3 protein-coding genes are annotated in these 3787 nt (G+C 31.7%); 2 read left to right on the top strand and 1 reads right to left on the bottom strand.

Features of this window, described 5'->3' with window-relative positions:
* Positions 1-142: 142 nt before the first annotated feature.
* The gene (msrB, locus tag ACTHW2_RS11780) at positions 143-1264 is read left to right on the top strand and encodes a peptide-methionine (R)-S-oxide reductase MsrB (protein ID WP_442264110.1); all 1122 of its coding nucleotides are present in this window, start codon (positions 143-145) and stop codon (positions 1262-1264) included.
* A gap of 113 nt (positions 1265-1377) precedes the next feature.
* Here msrB and ACTHW2_RS11775 read toward each other — a convergent pair whose 3' ends face one another.
* The gene (locus ACTHW2_RS11775; protein ID WP_442264109.1) at positions 1378-2508 is read right to left on the bottom strand and encodes an amidase domain-containing protein; all 1131 of its coding nucleotides are present in this window, start codon (positions 2506-2508) and stop codon (positions 1378-1380) included.
* Between the two features lie 261 nt (positions 2509-2769).
* Here ACTHW2_RS11775 and ACTHW2_RS11770 point away from each other — a divergent pair, with 261 nt between their 5' ends.
* A complete protein-coding gene (locus tag ACTHW2_RS11770) occupies positions 2770-3654 on the top strand; it encodes an acetamidase/formamidase family protein (protein ID WP_442264108.1) in 885 nt (294 codons plus the stop codon).
* Positions 3655-3787 lie beyond the last annotated feature (133 nt).

Below are 3787 nucleotides of genomic sequence, written 5' to 3'. Positions count from 1 at the left end.
AAATAGTATTTTAATAAAAAAGTTACCTTTAAATTCAATTTAAAGGTAACTTTTTTATGTCTTTCAACTTATATAAATATTGAAAGAGTCTTTTTAGGGTATATATACTATGTAGACTTTGTTAAGTGAAAGGGGATAGGATATGAAATATAAATATATTATAGTGGCTGTAATAGTAATATTAGCAGTAGTTTTAGTATTTAGAAATGTAAGTTTAAATAAAGCCAATACTCCTTCAGATGATTTAGATTTAAATAAAGATGAAAATATAGAAACCAAAAAGGAATATGATGAGGAAGATGTAGAAACCATATATCTTGCTGGAGGATGTTTTTGGGGTGTTGAAGAATATATGGATAGGGTAGAAGGAGTAGTAGATGCTACTTCTGGTTATGCAAATGGAAACACTGAAGACCCTAGCTACGAAGAAGTGATGACTGGAAAGACAAGGCATGCGGAAACTGTAGAGGTAAAGTATGATCCTACAAAGACAGATCTTATAGAAGTACTTCTCTATTATTTTAAGGTAATAGACCCAACGGTTGTAAATAGGCAAGGAAACGATGTAGGAACCCAGTATAGGACAGGTATATACTATGTGGATGATTCTCAAGAAGAGGTTATTAGAAAGGTAGTAGAAACTGAACAAGAAAAATATGATGAAAAAATAGTTGTAGAGGTATTGCCTTTATATAACTTTGCTAAGGCGGAGGAAGAATATCAAGAATATTTAAAGAAAAATCCTGGTGCTTATTGCCATGTGGATTTGAATGAGGCAGAAAGTGGAGTTGAAAGAGATGAGTCTCTTCCAAGTATAGATCTTGAACTTGACTCTTCGGATGAAAATTTAGAGGAAAAATTAACTAGGGAAGAATATGATGTAACACAAAAGGGAGCTACTGAAAGAGCCTTTAGTCATGAATATAATGATTTAGATGAAAAAGGAATATATGTAGATATAGTTTCAGGTGAGCCCCTATTTTCATCCCAAGATAAATATGACTCTGGAAGTGGATGGCCAAGTTTTACAAAACCTATTGATAAAATGCGTATAAAAGAAAATATAGATATGGATCTTGGTATGGAAAGAAAAGAGATAAGGAGTAAGGATGGAGATTCTCATTTGGGGCATGTATTTAATGATGGGCCAAAGGAAGAAGGTGGTATGAGATATTGTGTAAATGGATCTTCACTTAAGTTTATCCCTTTTGATGAGATGGAGGAAAAAGGCTATGGAGATTTGTTAGATATATTTGATGAATAGATATGAAAAAGTTGATTCTTATTTAATATAGGAATCAACTTTTTGTTCTTTAATTTTCTTTTGTTAACTATTTTTGACATAGTCACCATTTTAATAAAGTTTTCTTCATGTGGTTAATAATTTACACGAACCAACCAAAACTTAATTTCATCACCGCCCCATCCTAGATCAAATGGAACTTTATGAGTATCTGGAGTGTGACTATTTATTAAGGCGTATCCCTTTGAATCTATCCCTGTAACAATAGCTGTATGGGCTATCTTCCCTTTTTTTTCATAGCATATATAATCTCCAGGTAAAAGTTTATAGGAATCTGTTAACACCTCTTCATAGCTACCATTTGAGATTAAAGATCCCCTTCCACTATAGAGCATATAGTTGTTAAAAGCACTAGCATTTACCCAAGCTTTACTTCCATCGCTACCCTCATAATTCCATGCATCAGTTTTGCTAAATCCTCCTCCTTCATAAAGCACTTGTGATGCAAAATTAGTACAATTTCCGCCCATGTAGTTGCAGTTTTTATACTTGCTATTATAGTGAAAGTTATAGTCAGGAGGTTTTGCTACACCAGAATATTCATTAGCATAATTTACTGCCCCCTGCCTTCTTTCATTTAGATCTGATATATCTCTTTTTTCATTTGATAAAATTACTTCCCTTATTTTCTCTATGTTTAATTTCTCTATATTAAAAAAGGAGTTAACAACGGGGTCTTGATACCACTCCTTTGTTATCATCCACCTATCTTCATTTGGAATTAAATCTAGTGAATGATAGGTACAAATCCTAAAAGAGTTGCTAGATGAAGGAAGATCATTATATGAATATTCATACTCTGTAGTGACTGCTAAATTCACTGAATATCCATGGTCTGTTTTTTCAGTTTTTCTAAGAAATACCTTGGAATCAATCTTATTAAATCTTGCAGATTGTTTATCTGTCCATTGATTTAGATATTTAATGGTATTAATTTCATAATCATAGCTCCATCTTCCATTGCGATCTTCTATATTGAAGATACTGCTTAAACTTTTTATATCTTCATTTAATATGGCACTATTTCTAATATCAAAGATTTCTTGTATGTCTGATTGTAATACAAGATTTGTAGGTTTAGTCATAAATACAGTCTTAGATATTGTATCCTTATTTAATTGGAAAAGTACAAGTCCAAGAAGAATTAAAACAATTATTATAAATAAATATCTTATTATTTTTGAAAATTTAATAAAAATAATCATATATTCCCTCCGAAATTATTTAAACTACTAAATATATATAACTTTTGCACATCTGATAAATAGTAATTTATTCATTATTCTAATAACTATTCATTTATAAATTAAACTATGATTAATATTTTGAAACACAAAAATAGAATCTAAATATATTAAAGGTCAATGAAAAAGAGCCCAATGAAAAACTGAATTATTTGACAATTTTACCATTATTATATAGACTAGTTAGAAAGCTTCAATATAAATAAAATAGGGGGAATTTATGTGATAAAAGATTATGTTTACAATTTTTCAGCAAATAATGAACCTGTTAAAACTATAAAAAAAGGTGAAAAGATTAGATTTAAAACTTTAGATTGTTTTACAAATCAAATAACATCTGAAGATCAACTTGTTACTTCTCTAGACTTTGGAAAGGTAAATCCTGCTACAGGTCCAGTATTTGTAGAGGGTGCTGAAGTAGGAGATGTTCTAGTTGTAGATTTGTTAGATATAGAAGTAGGGGACAAAGGTTTTATAGCTACTCTACCAGATACAGGTCCTTTGTATGAAGAGGGCGGACTTAGAACTAAGGAGATTCCAATAGAAGATGGTCAAGTAGTATTTAATGATATTAAATTTCCTATAAATCCTATGGCAGGAGTTATAGGGGTTGCTCCAAAGGGCGAAGATGTTGTATGCGGTTTCCCAGGAGCACATGGCGGAAACATGGACTGTAACAAGATAGTAAAGGGCAGTAGACTATACTTTCCAGTAAATGTTGAAGGGGCTCTTTTCCAACTAGGAGATCTTCATGCGTCTATGGGAGATGGAGAAATAGGTGGATCAGGTGTTGAAATCCCTGGTGAAGTTGAAGTAAAACTTGATCTAATAAAAAACTTTGAAATAAAGTGGCCAGTACTTGAAACAGAGGATATGTGGTATGCTATAGGAAGTGATGAAGAGTTTACTAAAGCCCTTCATTATGCATCCAAGCAAATACAAGACTTAATTGTAGAGACTTATGGCTGGGATAAGACAGATGCTTATCTTTATATGTCAGCAGCAGGTTCTTTTGAAATCTGTCAAGGATGTAAGCCTTCAGATCTGCCAGTAGCAGTTCGTTTTGGAGTTCCGAAAGTTAAAGAAAAAGGAAGACTTATACCTTAAAACTTTAAATTTGCAAATGGAGACCTCTACATTCGTAGGGGTCTTTTTATGGAAAATCTTAAAATAGATTAAATATTTAACCTGAATTATTCACAATAATTTAATAATGTATCTCAATAGCTCATAGCTACTA

Origin of the sequence: Tissierella sp. (genome assembly GCF_052089545.1) — a bacterium.
In the GTDB taxonomy this organism is placed as follows: Bacteria; Bacillota; Clostridia; order Tissierellales; family Tissierellaceae; genus Tissierella_A.
This window is presented reverse-complemented; position numbering and strand designations above follow the sequence as displayed.

What these genes read in the sequence shown, in the direction of transcription:
- msrB (WP_442264110.1), top strand. Translation starts at nt 143, where the DNA reads ATGAAATATAAATATATTATAGTGGCTGTAATAGTAATATTAGCAGTA.
- ACTHW2_RS11775 (WP_442264109.1), bottom strand. Translation starts at nt 2,508, where the DNA reads ATGATTATTTTTATTAAATTTTCAAAAATAATAAGATATTTATTTATA.